Source organism: Bacillus sp. SH5-2, assembly GCF_008368905.1.
Classification (GTDB): Bacteria; Bacillota; Bacilli; order Bacillales; family Bacillaceae_G; genus Bacillus_A; species Bacillus_A luti.
In genome coordinates this window covers 73,335-96,785 of record NZ_QOSD01000013.1, presented here as the reverse complement: position 1 = coordinate 96,785, position 23,451 = coordinate 73,335, and the positions used below count along the sequence as shown (strand labels likewise).

Sequence of the window (23,451 nt, the reverse complement as noted above, 5' to 3'; positions counted from 1 at the left end):
TCATTATTAGCCAAGCTTCTATGAGAGATTGGGATTTTCAAATACATATAGGCTGTTTTATAAACAGCCTCTTTCTTATGGAATAAAACGTCGATAAATTTAAGTTACAAATATTCGGAATTAATATTAAAATAAACAATGGGGATAGGGGTATGGAATTATAAAATTTATACATAACGAGGGAATAGAAATGAAACTACAATTAAAAGCAGATTTAGGACTACTACTAGTTACATTCTTTTGGGGCGCATCCATCTTACTTACAAAGGTTGGACTTGAAGGCATAGAAGAATACAATTTAATCGCATTACGATTTATTATTGCCTTTCTTTTATCAGGTTTAATATTTTACAAACATTTATTCAAGATCGATTTTAAAACCGTAAAATATGCATTCGTACTAGCTTCTGTTTTATTTATCGTTTACATTTTCGCGACGTTTGGTACAAAGTATACAAGCGTATCTAATGCAGGGTTTTTACTATGTCTCACAGTCATTTTCATTCCGATATTATCAGCTATCTTTTTAAAACACATTCCTGAAAAGAAAGTGATAGTAGGAATTGTGTTAACGATAATCGGAATCGGCTTATTAACATTAACGAGTGAATTCAAGATCGGTAACGGCGATATATTTTGCATACTGTCTGCCCTATTTTATGCGATTCACGTCATCATTACCGGAAGCGTAACGAAACATGTGAATTCCATTGCACTAGGGGTAGTGCAGCTCGGTTTCGTCGGCCTATTTAGTCTTATTTTTTCATTCATGATAGAAACACCAAAACTTCCTAGCACGATCGACTCATGGCTTATCATCTTGGCCTTAAGCATATTTTGCACCGCGGTCGCATTCATCGTGCAAGTTATCGCCCAGCAATACACTACGCCTACACATACAGGACTTATTTTTTCATTAGAACCTGTCTTTTCCGCAGGATTCGCTTTCGTTTTCACAGGTGAAACACTTACAGGAAAAGGATACTTAGGGGCGACACTTATATTAGTCAGTGTGTTAATTGCTGAGGTGGATTTTAAGGGAGTGCTGCGGGTTGGTTATAAGAAGAATGTAGAGTAAGTTTTTCACCAAAATAAATAATCACACATCCATGTTGAGAGAATTCGCTTGTATTATTCTCAACGTGGATGCCTTTCCCTCATAAGAATATTCAGGTGACTGCAGCATATCGTACTATACCTTTTATTCAGCGACAGGAACTTTATTTCCTGTTGCTGATGTTAGTTTAAAATAAAGCTCAATCAGAAATGTTTTACAACCCCTTATTTAAGAAGCTATTTTGAAAAAAGTTTAATCAAAACTCTCATTGATGAACATGGTATGTAAATATTTGTTTGCTATTGGAGGGATTTCCTAATGGTTGATGATATACAACAACTTCTTCAAGAACATAGACAATTTTTCCATCATGATCATACTAGAAGTCTTCAATTTCGGATTAAACAATTAGAAAAGCTAAAATACTCCATTCGAAAATATGAAAGTCAAGTGCTGAGCGCATTATATCAAGATTTACACAAAAGCGAGTTTGAAGCATACGCTGCAGAAGTTGGTTTCGCATTTAACAGTATCAATTTTATAATGAAATACCTAAAACAGTGGATGAAACCTCAAAAAGTAAAAACACCTATTCATTTTGCACCATCCAAAAGCTACATAATAAAAGAGCCATATGGTACCGTGCTAATTATTGGACCTTTTAATTATCCATTCCAATCAATAATTGAACCTCTCATTGGGGCAATTGCGGCAGGAAATTGTGTAGTTCTCAAGCCTTCAGAAAATGCACCAAATGTTTCAGCTGTTATTAACAAAATGATAAGTGAAACATTTGATAAACAATACATTCGTGTAATTGAAGGAGGCCGAGAAATTACTTCTTTATTGATTCATGAACCATTTGACCATATCTTTTTTACTGGTAGCATTCAAGTTGGAAAGATTGTCATGGAAGCTGCAGCAAAAAACCTTGTACCGGTAACATTGGAACTTGGCGGAAAAGGACCAGCCATTGTCGATGAAACTGCCAACCTCGATATAGCAGCTAAGCGCATTATCTGGGGAAAATTCATAAATGCTGGTCAATCCTGTATTGCACCTGATTATGTTATTGCACATAAATCTGTCAAAGTAAAACTAATTTCGAAAATGAAAGAAATCATTACAAACTTTTATGGATCAGATGTATTAAAAAGCGATGATTACGGCCGAATTATTAATGAGAGACAATTCGATAGACTTATTTCTATATTAGAGCAAGACAAAAATCATATAGTATTTGGTGGGAGTTCATCTAGAAGCCATTTATATATTGAACCAACACTTCTTGAAGTAAAATCATGGGATAATGCAGCTATGAAAGAAGAAATTTTCGGACCGATTTTACCAATTATGGATTACAATGATTTAGATGAAGTCATTCATATGGTTAACACCCATCCTAAACCGTTAGCTTTGTATGTATTTACCGAAAATAAAAATGTTGAAAAGCAGATATTAGACCGAATTTCTTTTGGAGGAGGATGCGTCAACGATACAATGTCACATATGGCTAATCTCCACTTACCTTTTGGCGGGGTAGGAAATGCAGGATTCGGCGCCTATCATGGCAAACATGGTTTTGATGCTTTTTCACATCGTAAAAGCATTTTAAAGAGAAGCTCAAGGATAGATTTAGGGCTTGTATTTCCACCGTATAGGAACAAAATTAAAATTTTGCGAAAGATTTTTAAGTAATAGATTTGTTAAACATTAATGTTGATATAAAAAAAAGAAAGAATAAAGGGAGTCCAGTAGAATGGACTCCCTTTGCCTTGTAACAACCTAATCCATTTGTTTAGCGATATTTAAACAGGACCGGAACAAGGATAGGCATTAGCAACATTATAGTTTATACAAATGAGTGAAATGCTTTATTTTTGCACCAGAAGCGCCAAAGAAAATGAAAATAACATACAAAAAGAGATATTTTAATAAAGTTAATACTACTTTTATAGAATATTGATAAAATCTTGTTTCGTACCATCAAGTCCAATCCTTTTTTCGTCTTAAAATCTGTATTTTCTACAATTATTAAACAAACAATCTTCCCTTTCTCTTTTCCTTTAATAATTGAAGCTGCTTCTACTCCGTTCTTCAAAGCACAAACTTCCCCTCCAGCTAATTCCCCTTCTCCACAAACCGCCCAAACTCCTTCAAAAATCGTAGTTTAAAACTGCCCACAGGTCCATTCCGATGCTTCGCCACATGAATCTCCGTCATCTCTTTCTGCATCGTTTCCTTATCGTAATAATCTTCGCGGTACATAAGCATAATAACATCCGCATCTTGCTCAATTTGTCCCGTCTCTCTTAAATCAGATAAAAGAGGGCGCTTATCTTGACGCGACTCTACAGAACGAGACAAACTGCTTTTTCGAATACATTCGGATATAATAATTGTCCATACTTATAGAAAATAGATTGCGAGTCTTCAGGTATTTCTTTTCTATTTGGATTTTGAAGAATTGCATATTGCTTTAACCAACTTTGATTTGTATATTCACTATTTAATTGCTCAACTAAAATCTCTAAGGAAAAAGGCACATCCTTCCCTAAAGTATCAAAGCCATACCCAGGGAAATCATACCACCAACAATCATATGCAGATTTCAAGTATTCATACTCTGTTTTGAATGCATTTCTATCCCCTGTTATCCCATGTAAAAATACAATATTGTCTTTCATAAACATGAACCTCATTTTTCTCCAATACACTAATTATCTTAATGTTTTTATGTTAAAATTATCCAAAATCAATACACCCTTTTATTTTTATAATTTATATAAGGTAATTTGACGAATATAAATATACGTTATATGGTATAAAAGGAAATAAAAGAGAAAAAGAGGGGTATTTATGAAAAAAATAAAAGTCATATTCACACTCGCCACATCACTACTACTTTTGCAAGGCTGCAATAACACTCCGAGTAAAGCCAATGAAACTACGAATTCTAACACTGAAGTGCAAACTATGAAAAAAGAAAATGAATCCCTAGAAAAAACAAATAAAGAACTAACGAAAAAGATTGCTGATTTAGAAGCTAAAACAGATAAAGAACAAAAGACGTATGAATTAGATAAAAAATTAGCACAAAAAATCTACAGCATTTACACAGGCTCTCCTTGGGATAATAGCCTTGAAGATACTGGTTGGGAATTTAAGAAAAACTCCAATACAAAAGGTACAATTAGCTCAAATCGCGGCGGCGGGCAAGTCATACAAATCCTTTCAAATTACGCGATTATGTTCGAAGTTGGCGGTTTAGATGCACCAACGATAAGTAACCTTAAAGTCATTGATTTGAATACTGAAAAAGTAATGAATGAATATCCAGATCAGAACGCTAATGATAGTAAAGAAAATAAGAAAGAAGAAGCTAAAAAATCATCTTCAAAGGTTGATAAGGAGACATTGAAGAAGCAGTTGACTGATAAGACATTTGTTGCTCCTTCACCAGAAGAATCCGGATACAAAGCCAAGGAAGTTATGGCTGCAGTGGAAGATTATTTGATTTCTAATAAAAGCAACCCTGGGGACTATCAAGTAGATGTAGAAGGTACAACTGATGATGGTAATACACTACTTGCTTTAAGACAAGATAATCACGCTGGAGCTGTAGTCGTAATGAGCCGTTATGTACTAGATAAAAATGGTTATGTCTATGAATATGATTTCCTTGAACAAAAGGCGAAAGATACTCCTTTAACAAACATATATATTAGAGACCTTTTAAATCAAAAAGACTAGGAAACTAGTCTTTTTAATTTTCGCTATTATTTACGTCTTTCTTTGTAATACTCTTTATTAAAGACTTTATCGTATTTTGCTTGTCTTCTAGCATCTTTTTTAATCTCGCCTTCTTCTCTAGCTGCTTTAAGTCTAACATTTCCCCAAGCCCACATTCCGATACCAATTAGAACCAACAAAAAAGCAATTGCTATGTAACCATCAAGTAAAAATACAAGTGCAAAGAAAAAAAAGACTACAGCAATCAATTTGAATTTCACATGACTAAGCATCCCTATTCTCCTTCTTCCATTTTTTGATACATTAATATCATACCAATAAATTACAATAAATAACAAATATTGTTTTTAAACATACACAAAAGAAGGGTAGTTATGTAAGCACCTTACACAACTACCCTTCTTTATTTTAATTACAACTTTTACATATGCTATTCCACATCCGCATCATCCAAACGAATATGCGCTACCTTCCCTTCTCCTAACCAAAACTCAAGTGTTACATAGCGTTTATGATCAACATAGCCAATAATCGTAGTACCCTGCTCTGTCCGTTCATAATAATTCGAACCATAAGAATCGATAACATCCTGCTTCGTACTACCAAGTCCTATCCCTTTTACCGTCTTAAGCTCTCTATTTTCTCCAATCATTAAACGGACAATCTTCCCTCTCTCTTTTCCTTTTATAATTGAAGCTGTTTCTACTCCGTTCTTCCAATCATAATAATCGTAATAAACATTATCTATCTTCTTAATAGGCTCACCATATTCTTTTCTAAATGCTTCTTTATCAATATTGTCATGAAGCCTCATCTTTCCAATCGATTCATTTGAAAGATCTGTAAAAGCAGTATGGCTATAATAATAACTTCTTCCTTCTATAAAAGGACCTAGCAATCTATAACCAATCACGCCTAACGCAATAATGAAAACGAGTAGTATAATAATCCATAACTTTTTTCTAGACACAAACTTCCCCTCCAACTAATTCCCCTTCTCCACAAATCGCCCAAACTCCGTCAAAAATCGCAGTTTAAAACTCCCCACAGGCCCATTCCGATGCTTCGCCACATGAATCTCCGTCATCTCTTTCTGCATCGTTTCCTTATCGTAATAATCCTCACGATACATAAGCATAATGACATCCGCATCTTGCTCAATTTGTCCCGTCTCTCTTAAATCAGATAAAAGAGGGCGCTTATCTTGACGCGACTCTACTGAACGAGACAATTGCGACAACGCCACTACACAAACATTCAAATCACGCGCCAATAACTTAAGCTTACGAGAAATCTCACTAATCTCCTGAAATCGATTGCCCTTATGCTTTTGATCACCTGTAATAAGCTGCAAATAATCTACAATGACTAAAAGCTTCTTATCCCCATGCTTCCTCTTTAACTTACGCGTTTGCATCCAAATATCTTGCACCGTAACACCTGCATTGTCGTAAATCTCAAGCGGCAGTTCACCAATCTCCGCAAACGCCTTACTCACCTTTTCCCAATCTTCCATCGCAAAACGGTGCTTCGGATTTTTCAGCCTACCTCCTGACACTTCCCCTACACAAGACGCCATCCGTTTTAACAATTGCTTACTACTCATCTCTAACGAAAACAACCCAACCGCCGCTCCAGACTTCGCCGCATGCATGCCAACATTCAGCGCAAACGCAGTCTTCCCCATAGAAGGACGCGCACCAAGAACGACAAAATCACCTTCCTGCAATCCGCACGTCATTTTATTTAACGATGTATAACCAGTCTCAATCCCCGTAATCTCTTTCACATCTTGATGCAGCTCTTCATACAAACCAACTAACGCATCCTTCAAATCAAACTCACATACACAGTCCTTTTCCTCTAACTCACAAAGTGCCGTAATCGTCTCACCAATAATTTTCTCATTCTTCTCCGCAATAAGACGCTCTCCCATCTTGTGCCCGAGAACACCCGCCTGATACATTTTCCAGGCACCTCGAACAAGCCCCTCATAATACGAGAAGTTGCTAGTAGTAGGCACACCATCTATTAACCCTATAAAATACGCCAGTCCCCCGATCTCCTTCAAAAACTTCGGGTCCACTCTAGAAGTGAACGTCACAAGATCAATCGGTTGCCCCTCATCTTCCATCTTTCGCATTAACTGAAATATAGACTTATGCACCGGCATAGAAAAATACTGCTCCGTCAAACGGCACTCCTTAATAAGCTCTCCATCAATTAATAGAGAACCTAACACCGTCTTCTCCGCCTCCACATTTTGAATACTCATGGCCGCCACCCGCGCTCCGCTAAAAAGCGCTGCAACTCTTCCTCTGACGGCACACTCTTCTCCCACTCCTCACACTTCGCCAAAAAATGCTCCGTCTCCCCCGTACTAACAGACGAACCCTTCTTCCGGAAATTCGCAGCATCCGCCTCAACCTCAGACACTTTCGTAAACCCTTTCCCGTGCCAACCACGCAAAATCCCCTTCACATAAGCCATCTTCCGATTCTTATTCTCATACGAAATTTGAAGAGCCTTCAGCACCAGCTCCTCTGACAAATCATTCATCCATGCATTCAATTCCTCCACCGTAAAAGGAGACAAACTACCAAAATGTTGCTCATAAAACGTGAACACCTTACTTCCCGCCTCTTCCTGAACAACCTCTTCTTCCTCTTCAGTCTCCTCACAAACCGGATCAACATCATCCATAGCCAAATCACCAGGCATACCGAAATGTGCTAAAAGCATCGGAACATTCATCTCCTCCTCTACGCACTTCTGAAGAAACATATGTACAAACTCCTTATTCTTCACACCCTTAAGCTCACGAAGCACACACTTCTCCACATTCGTATTCGTCACCGGATTATAACGAAGCCAATTTAAAACAAACAACTCCCGAGTATCCGCATCATAAAGAACCTTCCCATAATCAACAAAACGCTGCACAAGCTTATCAACAGTCTCCCGATTATAACCAGTCTCCATCTCAGCTAACCGCTTCGGAAAAGGAAAAATCCCGCACTGCGTCGTCTTCGAACAAGTCAATAAGTACACATAAAAATACCGCTCCTCCGGCGTCAAATCCAAAACAAAATCATCCTGCCAAAAATTCACCTGCACATTACGATACACCGCCATCCAAATTCCTCCCGTCCCCATTCAAAATGTAAAAGCCCCTTTGTAATATATATAGGCGGGAGGTTCGGGTTTTGGGCGTGTTATTTCAAAATTTTTTTGACTACTACTACGGTGTTTGTAGTTGTTTTTGTTTTGTTGTGTTTTTTCTTAGTGATTTATTACTTGGTAGGGGCTTGTAAGTGGCTTAGGAGGGGCTAGTTATCGGTTACTTCGATTAGGAAGATTCGATCTGAGAAGCCGCCTCGTTCTTCTGATTTCTTTTTGCGGATGTTATTGATTTCTTCTAGTGTTGTGCCTTCGTGTTCGGCTAGGGCGTTGATTAGTTCTAGTAGGTCGGATAGTTCTTCTAGTTTATCGGGTTTTGTTTTTGCTTCGATGTATTCTGTTAGTTCCTCTTGTGTTTTTTTGCAGATTTCTTTTATGTATTCGTCTTCGGGTAGGATTCTTGTTGTAGGTGTTTTTCCGTTGGTTTTTATTATTTGTGGGATTTTGTTTCTGATTAGTTTGTTGTAGGTTGGCATGGGATTTTCCTCCGTTTGGTTTTTCTTCTATTATAATGGAAAAGCAGTTTAACTAGGTGTTAAACTGCTTCATTGCTTCTTTTATATAGTTTTCTTCTTCGGTTGTGAAGAGGGTTGGGAATTCGGATAGTGGAAGGTTTGATTTTTGGATTATATCCTCTATATCACTTTGAGGTGTATCAAGATAGCTCGTTACTTCTTCTATTACATTGAAAAATTCCTTCAAGGTAACTTGAACGTCATGATGACTCGGACCCTTCTCTTCTTCCTTACACTTTTTTAACTTCCCTATTACATCCATAAAGCGCCTATCAAACTTTTCTTTTAGTTCCTTATTATTATAAAACGTTTGAACACTCTCTTTTGAAAAATGTTCCTCTAACCATTCCTTATTTTCTTTCTCCCATATGAAAGTTTGCAGGAACGAAGAAAACAAAGCGATATCCACGCGTTCTTCCTTTTGAAACTTCTTCGTCATCTCATCCATATGCGAAAGCACCTTCGCAATTCTTTCTTGCTCTGCCAAAAGTAATTCTCTTTGAAAATGTATTTGTCTTAAAAATTCTTCCGTCTCTATATCACGCTGTAATATAATATTCTGAATCTCCCCAAGCGAAAAACCAAGGTGCTTAAACGATTGAATTTGCTGCAGCACATACAAATCATCTTTTGTATATAACCGATGACCTCCCTCAGTATAATCACTTGGCTTTAATAAATTAATCTTGTCATAATAACGAAGCGTCCGCACCGTAACATCCCCAACACTTGCAAACTCACTAATCATCCACGCCATACCATCACCTACTCCGCTAACTTCTCTTTCACATACTGAAGCATATGAGAAAAACTCATCTCATTCTGCCGACAATATTGAAACAAACCTACAACAAGCAATAAAAAAGGAACATTCCCTCTATAACGATTTTCATACTCACTAATACCATCATAAAAGTACTCATACTTTCTTTTTCGTAACACAATATAAACCGCACTAAACAACACTGCAATCATAACGAAAAATCGCTTTCCCTTTATCTCCACTTCTTGTTTCATCACCTATTCTCCTTCCAATGCATACTTATCTTCTTTAAATAACGAAATTCGAATGAAATAACGATACGGCTCATCGCGTATTACGTTCCACGCAACAATGATCACTTGAACGACCTCAAAGGCAAACACGATCCAAAACAAAACATCACTAATACGCGAACTAATATTAAATAGAAGAAAGATCAACAAATGAAAATTGAACGCCTTTCGGCAATGGTATTTGTACACTTCATTTTTCCGTGCCAGTGTGATGTACATGAGTAGTGGCGAAAAGATTCCTATTGCGGCTGAGAGTAGTAGCATGATGATGGTGTTTCTTTTTTCTTTTGTGGTGGTTTTCATTAGTGGTTTGATCCCCCCTTTTGATTTGTCTTCTTTAGGTTAGGGGGTGACGTTGGGGGAGGTGCAAGAATAAACTATAATTTGTTATAAAAAATAGACATAATGGAACATCCCACATACTCCATTACGTCTATTTATCTTATTAAAAATTGATTATCTATCAAAAAACATTTGAAATAAATACTCCAACCAAAATAACATACATGTGATAAATATCCCAAACACTATATTTTCATTAACTTTCTTAAAAACAGCATTCCATTTAACTACAATATATTGATTCACAACACACCAATAGAAGAGAAACAAAATTGAAATACCAGTCAAAGGAATCATAAAACTCATCCTTCTTCCTCCTTTCATTTTTATGATTCACCTATTATATCTCCACTAAATTAAAAGATCAACTGTATGTCTCCTCTTTAAATACTAAGAGTTTATCTAGTCACGAATTTCCTCATATTAATCTCTATGAAAATCACTTAAAAATTAAAAGAACTTGACAAGGGAGGTCCCCTACTATTTCAAAGGCTCAACACACTCAGTAATACAAAAACCACCTCAAACAAACATACCGTCCAAGGTGGTTTTCTAAAACTTTCATATTACTATTAAATTATTACTTCAATCTATCCTGCAACGCACTAATATTAATAATTACAGGACTACCCGACTTCAACGTACCATCTTTCTGTAACATTGGTCCCGAAGTGATACATTGACCTTTCTTCAATGTTGCAAGTCGTTTTTCCCACTCTTTTCGTACAGCTGAATCTTGAGCAAGGTTTGATGCAATAGCACTAATTTCATTTTCTGGTGGCATGAAATACACTTTTTGACTTGAATTCTGTAGTCGTGAAATTTCATCTGTTGTAAATTGGCCTTTTAATGATTGTGTTGCATACCAACCTGACCAGCCAAATTTCCTTCCTTCAGTTAGAATTTTGGCACTTGGTGATTTCTCTCTATGATCCAGATTTTGCGCTTCATCTAATATAACCGGGAATGGTTTATTTTTATCTCCATGATGTAATTGATAGTTCCAAATATCCCACAAAATAAACTCTGTGATCATGAGTTGTACATCTCTATTAAATCCTGTTAATTGTACAATAAACACTTTACCTTTTTGGTTCAGTATATCTCCCCAATCATATACAGCATTATGATTAAATGGATTCTTATCAATAAACGGCTTAATTTGTGACCTTGCAGTTTTAGCCGGTCCTGAAGTATCTTCTTCTAACTCTGCTAATAAATAATTTAAATTCATATCCTCGCCATATTTATCTAAACCACGCATTACCGCTTCATATATAGCGTTTTGTTGCTGGATACCTAGATCTTTATATACAGCAGAAAATACACTTTTAATTCTTTCAGCAACATCTGTATTATCTTCATCGATATAAATTCCTTCATCCAATTCTTTTTGATTTCTTCTAAATGGATTTATTGGGAATTTATCTTTTGCTACTAGGAATTGTTCAACATTATCTTGCAGTTTCTCTTTAAATTCCGGTTCTAACTTAGAATTCTTAAATCCATCTGTATAGTCAAATATCATACTAGAAATTCCATTTTGCGCTAGTTCAAGAAGCAGACATTGAATGAAATAACTCTTACCTTGCCCTGATTTACCCGAGATTAAAATATGTCTATTTGCTAACTCTGGGTTTCCGAATTCCCAATATATTTCTTGAGTCGATCCCTCTACTGTTCCTAACAAAACGCGGATGTCCTTTAATTCTTTTGTTTCTTTTTCTTCTATTAATTTTTGAGAATGAGGTACAGTTGGAACTACTTCATTGCTAGAGTCTTTTAACTCTTGATTGGATTCATGATTCTGATTCAATAATCTTTTTGGATTAATATCAGTTCCACCAGAATGGATTTTCGTTTTGAGCGCTTCAATTTCTTCGACTACTCCTTCATATCCATCCTCTTCGGTTAATTCCACTAATAAAATATCTTCTTCAATTTTAACAGATCTCCATGCTTGTTCCTTTTTGAATGATAAAATTGCTCCTTTTCCGATTTTATCATCCAAATGCCCGCTCATTTCATACTCATCATTTAATAATCTTTTCTTTAGTTCTTCAATTTTCTCATAAGATTTTTCTGGCCAAATATTATTTGCAATAAATTTCTCTGCATTCGCTAGCAGTAACTGTACAAAGAAGTTTCGGAAAAACTTATGTTTAAATACATGTAAACCATCTTCACTTGTTTTAGAAAGTTGCGTATCAAATAGTTGCTTAGTAGCATTAATCTGCTCTTTTGCTTTTGCAATAGCACTGTCTTGATTTAAGCCGATTTTCACTTCCACTGGATAGTAATGCACTGATAATTTATCATCTTGCATTTCTACTCCGATTAACAGTAAATCGTCACTATGTGCACCTTTTCCGCCTAGATTTTTTGCAGAGAATACCCCTTCACTTTTCGTTAATTTTACCGCTCCAGCAACACGCAATATTTCTTCCAATGAGATAGGAACCCATAAAATATTCTCATGATCTAAAGCACTTAATATATACTTCACAGCTGAAATAATACTTAACTTTTCTCTTGAGAATTGTCCCTTACTTCCTATAATTCTTAGCAACCACTCACCATTTAGACTGTTGAAAGCTCTAATAGCTGTATTAATTTTGTCAGGTGTCGATACAATTTCTTTTTCCGCTAAATACTGTTCAATAACCGCTCGGTATTGTCTTGCTTTATCCGTCACTGTAATTGCATCATACTGGCTTGATGAAGAATATTGATCACTATAGTGAATGACCAATAAATTACGTGATGAATCTTGGAAGAAATCTAAACCTACATTAGGTTCAATAAATGTTACCCAATAAGAAGATTCATATAAATGTTCTAGAACTTGCTCATCATAAGTAGATGTTCTCGTAACAATTGTTTCATTCTTACGGTAAGGGTTTGTACCATCGTTATTTAAATTACTTCCTAATTCATTCATTCCTATAGCAGTTCGAATTAACAAATGTTCATTATTTAATACATTTTTCAATCCAAACCCTGTACGATAATCTACTTCTGTACTAATAGATGATAGAGATGATAACATTCCATTTAAAGATAATCCTGTTTCAATATCTTCCATTGTACTTTTCGCATGCTTCTCATTTGAAATCATTTTATAGAATGAAATATGAGCGTAACCATATTCTTTCGTACCAATAAGTTTATAATAGAAAACATTCTCTCGAATCAGCCTTAATACGTCTACAGCATCAAGATTCTTTGATGTTAACGATAATTCAAAGAACTCCTCGAATTTTTGAACATCATCATATATAGAAAATTTTTCAAAGGCGCTTAGTATATTACTCTCATGATATAAAGCAACCTCTACTGGTATAATTTTTGATGGCCCTTTTTTATCTATCTGCTTCTTAATAAACTGTACTAAACCTCTTACAACTTCTTTATCATTATTTATATTAATCACATTGATTCGTATCGGAGACTTAGATTCTTGTAAAAATAAGTATTGGAAATGTTCCACAAATTGTTGAAGCTTTTCTTCAACTACATTAGCTAAAAATGCATTAGATTCTCCAATTGCAACCTTATGAAGTGGTTCATAAACAGTCCATTCAGGCGCTTCATTTTGAGAAACTGGTCGATACAATTCATCATTCTTCCCATATATGTATGGTAATAGATTGTTAGGATGCAAACGATTTAAAATATGCATTTCAACTACTTCATTTTTAATTTCATCATTAATACTTAACTGATAGGCAACATTAAGAGGATGCAACGGTGTTAGTATAACCCTTTGTTCCTCTTCAATAACTCCCAATTTAAACAGATTCTTTTCTTCTTCTTTTAACATTACATTTTCTTGTATATGAGCAACGCTTTCGTTAAAAGCTTTCAAGTATCTTATAGATAGCTCTCTTAATTGATCATCCACAAAGCAAAGACTAGGAACCGTATTATTAAACTTATAGTAATTTAATAATTCTTGATACGCATCTCTCAATGATGGGTTCATTGATAATTCAACCTTATTTAGGCCTGATACACCTCTAACTGCAAAAGCGATTTCATTTTCAATCCATACTCTCTCGTCTTGTAAATAATTTCGGAATCCTTCTCGTGCTGAAAATTCCCTCGCACCTTGTTTTAATTTATTTGTATCAAGGTTATATTCAAAGCTTTCTTGATGTTCTCTTTTTAATTTCCATATCCTTTCTCCTGATACTGGAACAGTCTTTGCAACTTGCTCTCTAATAAGAATAGGAATTAAAGATGTTTCAATTTGAACAGAAAACGATAAACTATCATCATTCCATGCAGGGGAAGATTCAGAGACTTCAAAACTTCCACCTTGCCAATTTATAATCTGCGCATCTTCCTCAATAAATACTTCTTCTGGGTCATTAGAAATATCTCCAAAAATAATACATTCTTCAGCTTTATTTATAACTACATTTTTCTTATTCACATTCACTTCATAAATTGTTTGAAGTGATTGTAAAACCGCGACTTCACATTCTACAACAGCAATATGAAACTCATATTTCGACTTAGATTGCATTTTATGCGTATATACAACTTTATGGAATGAAGTCACATTTTGCTTATGCGCTAAACTAACAGTTAGCTTTTTCCCAGATACTCCACAAAAACCCTGTGAATTTTTATGAATGTATTCCTTCTTTAACTTTTCTTCAAATTCAAAGTTTAGGTTGATATTTTCTATCTGTGTAGGATTAAAAACAATAATATGACGTTTACGTCTCCCAGCCTTTGTCTCAGCTTGTGCTTTTTCCCAATATAGCAAACCTTCTTTTGAATATTTCTTTGCTGATTCAATATATTCTAAAGGGCGATCTATTTCAGTCATTTTGTCGTAAGAATCTTTAATAAGAACATAATCCGCTTGCTGCCAATCTTCCTTCTTTAGACGAGACACACCTTTTTCATCGAATAATTTTTCTAATTGACTCTCTAAATGCTCATACTCGTGCATATGTTGTACTTTCTCAAAAAATGAAGCATTTTCTTCTAGCCTTTTTTTCATTTGAGCTGAAGTAAATTGATTTAAATTTTCATCATAAAAAATACCTAGATTAGAATAATCTTCTCTCGCAATCTCTTGTTTTGATAAAAATCCAAGAATTTCTTCATAATCCCAAAGAGATGGTCGCACAATTGTATCATCTAATTTTTTACGTAAATAAAATGAAAGTACTTCCTTCTCCTCTTTATTTAGAGAAGAAGTTTCAATCTCTTCTTTTAATGTTTTTAAAATTGATTTCACATTAAATGGCATACCTTCTTTTTGCAAATCACTGCTACCACCCTTAATACTGTCCAGTGTCTCATGACATATACTAAGTAAAGCTGTTTTCTCCCAAACATCCTTTTGTTCACCGACTTCATTACGAAGTGTTACTAAAAAGTCAGGAGTAACATTTGCCGAGGTAGTCGCAACAACTACTTTCATTTCCTCTGAAACCTTAATAGCAATCGTTTCGTATGGAGTTCCTTGCTTATGCTGGTAATAAAACGCCTGCGATAAATCTTGTTCTTTTAATGTGTCATAAAATGCTTGCACTTGTTCATGATTATCAAATTGAAGGTAAAATCGCTCTCCACCTCTAAGATTTTCCGCTTCTAAATAATTTATTAGTTTATCTGAAAGATAATTATAAAATTGGTTTAACATACTGTGCATCACCGCTATCACTTTTTTTGTCTATTAAATTTAGCTTATCAAATAACTGTACAATTTCTTCTTTTGAGTACCGATCAAAGAATAAGCCTCTAGCCTCTAAATCCATGAATACTTGCTTCAAAGGTTTTCTTTCCTTTTTTAAACTCAGTGCTGTTAGTAGCAACAACATATCTTGACTAATATTAAGCATATAACCAAGTGAACCTCGAGTTTTTAAGAAATATTTTTTTCCAACCTCTTCTATTGATAAAGAGTATCTATGTCGAGGTCCTTGCATCGTATTTTTTTCATAGGCTTCTTCTATACTACGGAATAAGGATTGTACAAGCGTATCATATTCTAATTCTAAATTTCCTTCATAAGCCCCAAGACCTAAATGTCCTCTATATTCCATAACCCAATCACAAAGCATCTCTAAAAATAATTTTTTATCCTCATCTGATAATTGCTGATATGTTTCCTTTAATTCAGGATAGCCACCTGCTTTTTCTACTCCCATTAGGAAATTTAAATGTTCTAAGCAATTAATATGTAGTAGTAAATGTCTACCTGTATCTTTAATCATTTGATAACCATGAGTATAACCTTTTCTATTCTTACTCGTAGACTCCCAGTCAAGTGTAAAATAAACTTCATTGTTCTCACTAAAGTTCGCTTTCCCAACTTGTGAAAGCTTTAAAGTCAATTGAGTAATATATAAAAAGTAATAATAACTAAGAAACAAGTGATAATGAGTTCTAAAATAATCTTTATGTTCCGCTAAAAATTGAAAATCTTCTTTGAATAGCTTCGAGATAAATGGAATTTGATTAATATAAGGACGGCGTTCTTTTTCGGCGCTCTCCAAATGATTTAATTGTTTTAACACAAGACGTGACATTAAATCTGTTGAATCGCTTTTTCCAAAAATCTCTTCTACTGTTTCTTTTTCACCTAATAAGACGTCTAAAAGGAATCTAGCAATATCTTGTTCTCCTTTTTTATCAGCCTTATCACTTAATGGTAAATATTGAAACAAATGCAAATGAAAAATTTTAATTGTATTATCACTATCCTGCAGAAAGGTACGTAGTATTTGTTCAAATTGCGACTTATCTTGCTTTGATACATCAACAGATTTACTAATCTCTCCAATAAGTTCTTCTAGGTTAACTTCCATTTTCAACTTATTTCCGCTGACTAGACGCGTAAACTCTCCTAATACTCCCTGAAACCCTTTTGCGAATTTTGCCCGCTCTGTTCCTCGGGTAGAGAAAGGTAACAGAGGAACTTTTTTATTTATTGTATGTTTTAATCCTAATTTTTCTGGTTTAATACTCAGCGAGCTTTTTAAATCCTCTAAATTCTCTCTTACAATCATTTTTTAATCCCTTCTAAACGTAAATTCTTCAAAATCTTCGTCGTATGTTAGTTTAAACATTCCATTTTCATTAGATTGAACAAACAATAATTCTTTTTCTCTATTTCCTAATTTCATTATCTTATCCACAAATTCAACGAACTGAATACAATCTTCTTTATCCTTTTTATTCGGACGATAACCTTTTGAAAGTTTAACCATCATTTCATATAACGGATAATCAATTTCTAAATATACAGGAGCTACTTTATCTTCATTAGAAAAAGCAAGTAATACATTTAATTTAAATCGATTTAAAATCTCTGGTTCTACCCCTTTCAAATGTCCTACAAATGGCTTGATTTTAAGAGACTGTGCCACCTGAGTAGTATCATTTGAATAGTCCATAAATACATAATCTGATTTCGGACTTCCGTTCCATAAGAAAATTGATTTTCTCGCTAAATTATACATATCTTTTAAATCAGATCGATCTCCTTTATTAAAAGCATATAAATATTCCATATATTTTTTATAATTTTCATCCGCGAACATTTCATTTAAAACTGGAGATAAAAAGAATGACATACGTATTAATGTTTTATTGAATACCTGTCTAGATGAATCACTTAACTCAAAGAAAGGCCCCATCTCTTCTAGCCCTTCTATCCATCCATCAAGTCCATGTAAATCTAAATGTTTTTGGAAAGTATTTTTCATATTTACTGAGTTGTTTAGCTCAATTAGCATTTGGTCTACACTATTTGAACGAAGATGAATAGGATCCATTTTAGAAATGACTGCTAGTAAATTTGATTTTTCTTGACCATCAAATAATAAATTCGGCAATAAAGCTTCTGTTTTTTCCATCATACCTGCCCCAAGGAAATCTTCATTCCCATGAGAAGGTACTAAAATATCATAAATAAAATTAAGCATGGAGCGTGTCGAAATAATCATCTTATGCTTAACTATTGCTTCAATTAATATGCTTAAAACACCATCTCGTATCGGTTGCTGTTGCAATAACTCATAATTCACCATAAAGAATCCATTTATACCACGTTGCTTATCCTTCAAATAAGCTTGATAGAATGGATTTCTTTCCGACTCAACCACAATTCGCTCTAAAATAGATGAAAAGTAATCTGATTTTGGCCCTTCACTAGTTAATTCAAAAGGTTGATAATCACTAAAGCTAATCAAGTGGAAACTACCGCTTTGTTGATTAGTAGCAACTTCATTTGCCTCGAATATTCCTGATTCCTCAATAAATTTTGTCAAAGTTTGATAGTGCTCTTTTGCATACTCTGATTCAATAAAGTTATGCAGAACTCCTAGGTTAATAGCTAAAATCAACTTACATCTAGAACCGTCAATCTCACTATCACTATATGGCCTTAATACTTCCGCTAATGTATCAAGAGAACTCTTTTGTGGATCAAAACTTTCCGTAGCATCATTATGAACCGAAAATTCTTCCATCAATTCAGGATATTTATTTTTCACATACGATAATAAATGTGATTTCCCATCTCCAACGCTACCACACAAGAAAATTAATTGACTTGTATTTTTCCCAGCTGCCGCTGTTAGAGCAGACATCATATCGTTCTGTATCGTTCTTTCTACATGTAAATAATCCTTAAACGAACTAAATTCATTAGGATTTTCGATAGCCTCTTGAGATGATTCTTTCAGCTTCGAGAGTTCTGCTAGTAAATAACTCTCTCCTTCTCCTAAAATAAAATCATCATACACAAAATTGTTATCTGCTTCTTCTTCATTATCCACAGACTGTTTATCTTCGATTTCTAACCCTACCGCAATCTCAGCGTTATTTATTTCTGTTAATTCCTCAGTTTGATTTGATGTATTTTGTTTACTTGCAATCTCAATTAGCATTTTTAACTTTTCTTCTAAACTAGCAGATATCTTTTCTTCTAATTTCTCCACAATATGTACACTACTCTTCGGCTGTGGATGTTTGTATTTCGGGGCAACAAACTCATAACTCCCGTATACCTCCATAAACCACACTGCAATTTGGAATAGATTTTTATGCATTTTAAAAGCACTCTCTACCCCACTTTCAATATGTTCATGTGCCGCTTTATTTCCTAAATAGCGAACTGTATCAAATGCACGTGCAATTTCTTTCGACAAAACACCTTCTTTTTCCAATTCTTGAATACGATCTACTTGCTTTAAATATTGAATATTATATAATTTATCTTTTTCAGCAATGCGTTTTGATAATAACTCTGAAAATATTCTTCCTTTAATTAAAACCGATTGGGGGTCTTGGTAAAAAACATTTTCAATATCCCTCCCCATTTCCGCTAACTCAGGGAATATCTCTTGTAGAAAATCAAATGTATATTTCTCCAATGATGTAACACCTCTTAATATAAAAATACGTTTCGAATATATTCCATATTATACAATATCTATAGAGGAATTGTTGGCATTAAGAAAAAAGGGAATTAGTGGATTATCCATTCTCAATTAAAAATTTGCAAAAAAATAATCTGGGTTATATAGCTAGCTATATAACCCAGATTACCCCAACTCTTTATTATTTCAAATCTTTAATGAGCATGCATCTGTTTATCCCCTAAAACAAACTCAACTGCACAATACTATCCATCTTCTCTTCTTCTTCGTTAATCTCTAAAATCCTTTGACCCATTTGCTTCACCAAATCAACCACTAAAGCATTTCCCATACAAAAGTATCTGTTTCTTTGTGGCATTCCTGTATTCGTCCAGTCCATCGGGAAGCCATTTAACAATTCACATTCAACTGGTGTTAAATATCTTAGTCTTTTTGTATAAGGATCTTCGATTACATGTGAACTCCTATTACATGTTCCTTCACTTGTTAACATTGTACGTCCAGGCTTATCTAAATCATCAGGGAATGCCATTCCTCCCTCAGAGTAGAAATATTTATGTCCTGTTGCCTTTGATACTCTTTCTTCTTTTTTAGGACCTTTAAGATACTTCAGTTCCTCAAATTCCGTTCTTCCCTTTTTGTTAACCTTATCCATTTTCAAATAATATGATTCATCCGCAGGACCAAATTCAGCATACACTCTCTGAACAACCTCACCTAAAGTCTCTGGGTTTTCAGTTACTGGAACTAATTCTTCTGTATATACTTGTCCATCTATCATCACACCTGAATTATAGTATTCAGCTTTAAATGTATCAGAAACCTCAATAATATCGACCGGCAACTCAAATTGCCCTCTTTTTTTGTTTTCCTTAGGTGCTTCATGCACATTGAAAATTGGAGCAAAGAATCCATTTTCACATAGTATTTCTAACGACTTCATTCCATTTTGAACAGATGCAAAATGAGATTCTTTTAAGTACGCAAAAATAAATACTCTTCGTCTTCTTTGTGAATTCCCATAATCCGCAGCGTTAATGACTCTCCATTCCACTACATAACCTGCATCTCTAAAACTAGCCAGCATAATAGAAAAATCGCGACCTCTTTGTTTTGCTGGTGACTTCAATAATCTATCTACATTCTCTAACAAAACAAATCTTGGCTTGCGAGAATTAACTATGTTCATTATCTCCCAAAAAAGAACACCTTTTTTCCCTTGTATTCCTTTTTCATTTGATAAAGTACGTGCTACAGAATAATCTTGGCAAGGAAAGCCTCCTACTAATAAATCATGCTCAGGTATTTCCGGCCAAGCTTCAGCTATATCTCTATTTACATGTATTCCTTTATTTTCAAAGCGAGTTGCATAACAATTAAATGCATGTTGTGCTTTAGTTGAGGGCTCCCACTGGTTGCCCCAAAGAACTTCAAAGTTTTCGTTTGCTTCTAGTCCTAATCTAAAACCTCCTACTCCCGCGAAAAGTTCTACTACTTTCACCATAAATACACGAACATCCTTTCGGTATTTTATTTATCTATGCTTCATTATAATAAAAAGTGAGGAAAAGATCAACTATAACATTTCAAGAACCGTACTTTTTTACAATTCCTTTTTCTGGCTTGTGGCAATTAAGAAAACAGTTCGCCGCAATATCAATATTATAAAAGGAAACAGCTTCTCTTGAACAGATCCAATATAACAGTTATTTAATAGAACAAACTGCCTTTTCCTCCTTATAAATTTTACTTATATAAAATTGAAACAGCTTTTAATTATAGCATAACTTTATATGCAATGTTTTATAAAGATATAACGCAGCAATAGATACAGAAAGGAGATTATTATGGACTACACTACAATAGAAGAACTAATGCAAAAAGCACATGAAGCTGAAGGAAAAACATTTGGTGAAATCGATACAACTGACAGACTCGCAAATGCAAAGTCAAAAGGTGGGCTAGGACAAGTAATTGAGGAAAGCTTTTTTGGATATGAAGTAAATTCAAACGCAGAAGCTGACTTCAAACACCTTGGTATTGAACTAAAAGTAACTCCATTTAAACAAAATAAAAACGGTTCATTATCGGCCAAAGAACGGCTAGTCTTAAATATTATCAACTATATGGAAGAAGTTCATACACACTTTGAGACATCAAGCTTTTGGAAGAAAAACGAAAAGCTACTACTAATGTTCTATGAATGGGTACCTGGCGTAGACCGTAAAGATTTTCACATTACAAAAAGTCTTCTATTCACCTATCCAGAATCTGATTTAGAAATAATTAAACAAGATTGGGAAACCATCTTAAATAAAATTCGTGCCGGCAAAGCACATGAATTATCCGAAGGTGATACAAACTATTTAGGAGCTTGTACAAAAGGTTCCAATAAAAATTCACTTCGCTCACAACCGCATTCTGAAATTACAGCAATGCAAAGAGCTTTTTCATTAAAGCCATCTTATATGACAGCACTAGTTCGCAGGTATCTCCTAAACGAAGAACTAGTAAGTTTTACAACAAAGAATGAACTAAAAGGAAAATCTTTAGAAGAAATCCTTTATTCAAAATTTGAGAATTACATAGGCCTAACTGATCAAGAAATCGCTCAAGAATTATCTATCGATTACAAACCTACAACCAAAAACTTTGTTCCGTTATTAGTAAGCTCTTTACTTGGTATTAAAGGAACTCGACTCGATAAAATTGAAGAATTTGCAAAAGCCAATATAGAGTTCAAAACAATTCGTTTAGAACCAAATGGAAAGCCAGAACAAAGCATGTCATTTGAAACGATTGATTTTCATCAATGGGCAAATGAATCATGGGAAGAAAGCGAAATACGTGAACGATTCTATCAAACCAAGTTTTTATTCGTGATTTTTGAATTTAACCAAACAAAAAAAGAAAATCCAAACCGTAAACTCTACTTTAAAGGTATAAAGCTTTGGAACATGCCTGCCCCTACAATAGAAAAAGAAGTACGTGAACTATGGGAAGAAGTTAATAAAGTAATAAATGAAGGCATTCAAATTGAATATAAAAAACGTGGTGATAAAGTCATCGAAGCTAATAGCCTACCAAAAATTAATTTCAACGGTGTTGCGCATATTAGACCAAAAGCTCGTAATGGTGCTGATAAAGTAGCTTTACCTGATGGTCAGCAAATTACAAAGCAGTGTTATTGGTTGAACAATTCTTACATAGCTGATATTATTACTGACAAAAAATAATAAAAGATTCAGTTTTCCGTTTGAAGAATTCACTATATGTATCAAAAAAGAGCAAATATCACTTTTCCTCCTAAAGATATCTGCTCTTTTATCAATTTGTTAAATTTCAACAAATCGTGCATCTAAAAAGAATAAATAGGAATTTATAATTTAAAATCTCTAATAACATAAACAATCGACCTGTATACCAAAACAACATCAGCACTAAGAATAAGTACTATACCTAACCTTTTATATTTATTAAATCATTTATGTATCCTTCCACTATCTCACAATGCTTAGCATTAGTACCTTTTGTTCCCCCTTTAAGAACTTTTAAATCTTCTGTAATATCTTTTACATTCCATGTCGTGGAACCATCATCAAAAAGTCCAATAACTAAAGTTGGAACGGTAACAGATAGTTTTGCAGACGGTATTTCCCTTATTGTTTTCTCATAATTTGAAACCCCACTATCAATTCTTTTGCAAAGTTCATTAGAAGGAACGATTAACACACATATATCCGCTAAATCATAAGAAAAGCTAAGTTGAAACTTGAAATAATTACGATAGCTTGAAGCAACGTTACCAAACTCAACTTCAATTTGTATTTTTAAAATAATTTCCCCTGTCTCAGAATCAATATAGCATTTTCGAAAATCAGAGCGTAATTCATCCTCAGCTGTATTTGGTGTAACTAGAGGCTCTTTTTCCCAGCCAAGCTTTTTGAATCTCAAAAGAAAATAAGTATTCATTATCTGTTGTATAACTTCCAGTTGAGGTTGACTTTCCGATTTCCCTTTGTATATTGGAACAGGACAACCCAGACAAACCTGTATTAATTCGTTATATACAGACTCAAAACGAGGGTGTTGCAATATCTCTTCTGCATATCTATAAGAATATGTTTCTACCTTCATA

19 protein-coding genes and 1 pseudogene are annotated in these 23,451 nt (G+C 34.3%); 4 read left to right on the top strand and 16 right to left on the bottom strand.

Translation table 11 applies throughout. The features are described 5' to 3' along the window. Nucleotides 1-190: 190 nt before the first annotated feature. Together DN410_RS10645 and DN410_RS10640 are read left to right on the top strand one after the other, a co-directional pair. Nucleotides 191-1,078, top strand: coding sequence for a DMT family transporter (locus DN410_RS10645; protein WP_149176466.1), 888 nt, complete (start codon nt 191-193; stop codon nt 1,076-1,078). A gap of 297 nt (nt 1,079-1,375) precedes the next feature. Then, on the top strand, nt 1,376-2,755 hold the full coding sequence (locus tag DN410_RS10640; protein WP_149176465.1) for an aldehyde dehydrogenase: 1,380 nt from the start codon (nt 1,376-1,378) through the stop codon (nt 2,753-2,755). A 154-nt stretch (nt 2,756-2,909) separates the two neighbouring features. Here the strand turns inward: DN410_RS10640 and DN410_RS10635 are convergent, their stop codons facing one another. From DN410_RS10635 to DN410_RS10625, 3 genes and pseudogenes are all read right to left on the bottom strand, one after another. After that, nucleotides 2,910-3,158, bottom strand: a complete 249-nt coding sequence (locus DN410_RS10635; RefSeq protein WP_149176464.1) for a hypothetical protein — start codon at nt 3,156-3,158, stop codon at nt 2,910-2,912. A 20-nt stretch (nt 3,159-3,178) separates the two neighbouring features. Beyond that, nucleotides 3,179-3,430 (bottom strand): annotated as a pseudogene (locus DN410_RS10630) (DnaB-like helicase C-terminal domain-containing protein); the annotation flags it as partial. Continuing rightward, the gene (locus DN410_RS10625) at nt 3,409-3,744 is read right to left on the bottom strand and encodes an alpha/beta fold hydrolase (RefSeq protein WP_255446724.1); all 336 of its coding nucleotides are present in this window, start codon (nt 3,742-3,744) and stop codon (nt 3,409-3,411) included. The pseudogene DN410_RS10630 and the gene DN410_RS10625, both read right to left, overlap by 22 nt. Nucleotides 3,745-3,916: 172 nt before the next feature. Between DN410_RS10625 and DN410_RS10620 the strand changes: the two genes are divergently transcribed. Next, nucleotides 3,917-4,810 carry a hypothetical protein gene (locus tag DN410_RS10620; protein ID WP_149176462.1) on the top strand — a complete coding sequence of 298 codons (894 nt, stop codon included), beginning with the start codon at nt 3,917-3,919 and terminating at the stop codon, nt 4,808-4,810. Nucleotides 4,811-4,836: 26 nt separating this feature from the next. Here DN410_RS10620 and DN410_RS10615 read toward each other — a convergent pair whose 3' ends face one another. The 12 genes from DN410_RS10615 to dcm all read right to left on the bottom strand — a co-directional run bounded on the left by DN410_RS10615 (nt 4,837) and on the right by dcm (nt 20,817). Beyond that, a complete protein-coding gene (locus DN410_RS10615; RefSeq protein ID WP_149176461.1) occupies nt 4,837-5,082 on the bottom strand; it encodes a hypothetical protein in 246 nt (81 codons plus the stop codon). Nucleotides 5,083-5,240: 158 nt separating this feature from the next. After that, nucleotides 5,241-5,780, bottom strand: coding sequence for a hypothetical protein (locus DN410_RS10610; protein ID WP_149176460.1), 540 nt, complete (start codon nt 5,778-5,780; stop codon nt 5,241-5,243). 15 nt (nt 5,781-5,795) lie between these two features. Then, on the bottom strand, nt 5,796-7,085 hold the full coding sequence (gene dnaB / locus DN410_RS10605; protein WP_149176459.1) for a replicative DNA helicase: 1,290 nt from the start codon (nt 7,083-7,085) through the stop codon (nt 5,796-5,798). Continuing rightward, a complete protein-coding gene (locus tag DN410_RS10600; protein WP_149176458.1) occupies nt 7,082-7,945 on the bottom strand; it encodes a DnaD domain-containing protein in 864 nt (287 codons plus the stop codon). Before DN410_RS10600 ends, dnaB begins: the two co-directional genes overlap by 4 nt. A gap of 194 nt (nt 7,946-8,139) precedes the next feature. Then, entirely contained in the window at nt 8,140-8,466 is a 327-nt protein-coding gene (locus DN410_RS10595) for a nucleoside triphosphate pyrophosphohydrolase (RefSeq protein WP_149176457.1), read from the bottom strand. Between the two features lie 52 nt (nt 8,467-8,518). Beyond that, a complete protein-coding gene (locus tag DN410_RS10590) occupies nt 8,519-9,262 on the bottom strand; it encodes a MerR family transcriptional regulator (RefSeq protein ID WP_149176456.1) in 744 nt (247 codons plus the stop codon). 8 nt (nt 9,263-9,270) lie between these two features. Beyond that, the gene (locus DN410_RS10585) at nt 9,271-9,522 is read right to left on the bottom strand and encodes a hypothetical protein (RefSeq protein ID WP_149176455.1); all 252 of its coding nucleotides are present in this window, start codon (nt 9,520-9,522) and stop codon (nt 9,271-9,273) included. 3 nt (nt 9,523-9,525) lie between these two features. Further along, nucleotides 9,526-9,864, bottom strand: coding sequence for a magnetosome magnetite crystal formation protein family (locus DN410_RS10580; RefSeq protein WP_149176454.1), 339 nt, complete (start codon nt 9,862-9,864; stop codon nt 9,526-9,528). Between the two features lie 619 nt (nt 9,865-10,483). Next, nucleotides 10,484-15,568 carry a DNA phosphorothioation-dependent restriction protein DptH gene (gene dptH / locus DN410_RS10570; RefSeq protein WP_149176452.1) on the bottom strand — a complete coding sequence of 1,695 codons (5,085 nt, stop codon included), beginning with the start codon at nt 15,566-15,568 and terminating at the stop codon, nt 10,484-10,486. Next, nucleotides 15,549-16,937 (bottom strand): DNA phosphorothioation-dependent restriction protein DptG, encoded by a 1,389-nt coding sequence (gene dptG, locus DN410_RS10565; RefSeq protein ID WP_149176451.1) that lies wholly within the window; start codon nt 16,935-16,937, stop codon nt 15,549-15,551. The genes dptH and dptG overlap by 20 nt, the downstream gene beginning before the upstream one ends. A gap of 3 nt (nt 16,938-16,940) precedes the next feature. Beyond that, nucleotides 16,941-19,307 (bottom strand): DNA phosphorothioation-dependent restriction protein DptF, encoded by a 2,367-nt coding sequence (dptF, locus tag DN410_RS10560; protein ID WP_149176450.1) that lies wholly within the window; start codon nt 19,305-19,307, stop codon nt 16,941-16,943. Nucleotides 19,308-19,533: 226 nt separating this feature from the next. Further along, nucleotides 19,534-20,817: a DNA (cytosine-5-)-methyltransferase gene (gene dcm / locus DN410_RS10555; protein WP_149176449.1), complete on the bottom strand. Its 1,284-nt coding sequence runs from the start codon at nt 20,815-20,817 to the stop codon at nt 19,534-19,536. Between the two features lie 343 nt (nt 20,818-21,160). Between dcm and DN410_RS10550 the strand changes: the two genes are divergently transcribed. Next, the gene (locus tag DN410_RS10550; RefSeq protein ID WP_149176448.1) at nt 21,161-22,549 is read left to right on the top strand and encodes a Sau3AI family type II restriction endonuclease; all 1,389 of its coding nucleotides are present in this window, start codon (nt 21,161-21,163) and stop codon (nt 22,547-22,549) included. Nucleotides 22,550-22,772: 223 nt separating this feature from the next. Here DN410_RS10550 and DN410_RS10545 read toward each other — a convergent pair whose 3' ends face one another. Then, nucleotides 22,773-23,450 carry a BglII/BstYI family type II restriction endonuclease gene (locus tag DN410_RS10545; RefSeq protein WP_149176447.1) on the bottom strand — a complete coding sequence of 226 codons (678 nt, stop codon included), beginning with the start codon at nt 23,448-23,450 and terminating at the stop codon, nt 22,773-22,775. Between the last annotated feature and the right edge of the window lies 1 nt (nt 23,451).